Origin of the sequence: Gardnerella vaginalis (assembly GCF_001546485.1) — a bacterium.
GTDB classification, from domain to species: Bacteria; Actinomycetota; Actinomycetes; order Actinomycetales; family Bifidobacteriaceae; genus Bifidobacterium; species Bifidobacterium vaginale_D.
Genome location: NZ_KQ956837.1, coordinates 1 through 927, shown reverse-complemented (window position 1 = coordinate 927; position 927 = coordinate 1). Strand labels below are relative to the sequence as shown.

General features: G+C 41.7%; 1 protein-coding gene. It reads right to left on the bottom strand.

Going from position 1 to position 927, the window contains the following annotated elements:
- Positions 1 to 369 precede the first annotated feature (369 nt).
- On the bottom strand, positions 370 to 927 hold a 558-nt coding region (locus tag HMPREF3208_RS06735), incomplete at its 5' end, for a hypothetical protein (protein ID WP_196488945.1).

The window sequence follows — 927 nt, the reverse complement described above, 5'->3', positions numbered from 1 at the left end:
GGAGGTCTACGGCACGTTAAGCACTCCAAACACGCGCGCTAAACCGCAGCGCTCAAGCAAATCGTCGTGCTTCTTTCAGCAGTAATCGAGTGAAGAAGATTTACAATTCTTGAAATCTCAACAGAGTCAAACTTGAGCAAATATTTATTCTTAGCACCATTAATAAAAAGTGCCCACACACTCGTAAGAGCAGTGGGCACTTTTACCAGCCGTTAGTAACAACTAAACTTAGATTGATTAACAAAATCAAAACTCAATACTGAAATCGTTCAATATGCAAAATTCAATACTAAATTCAGTCATTTTTCATTTATTCACTCATTCTTAGCTTTTCAACTAATCACGAGTTTTATTTTTAGTTATATTATTTTATTTGCGAACAGCAGCATTAGAACCAGCATGCACCCTACGGTTACGCGCAGTGAATGTTATTGCACCACTTACCATCAGTACCAAGAAGGTCACAACTGCAGCAACAACGCCACTGCCAGTAACAGCTAACTTTGAAGTCAGTTCCTTTGCAGTTGCACGTTCAGCAGTCTGTTCCTTACTTGAAGTACCACCAGCAGCACCAGCAGAATTGTTAGCACTGTTATTATCAGTAGCACCGTTAGTTTCAGACTGAATACTGTCGGACTTATTTGCAGTGGCAACATGAGCACTCTCATGATTCTCGCCACTTTCTGTAGCATCTAACTTCGAGTCTGCAGAAGCATGGACAGAACCACTAGCATTCTTTCCTTTCTTAGTAAAGGAACGATTAGCAGCATGGTGCTGACGCACATGATCTGAATGACTCTGATCAGTGTGTTCTGGCTTCTTTTCAGCTGGCTTAGATTCCGGCTTCTTTTCAGCTGGCTTAGATTCAGCAGGCTTAGATTCAGCAGGCTTCTTATCAGCTGGCTTAGATTCCGGCTTCTTATCAGC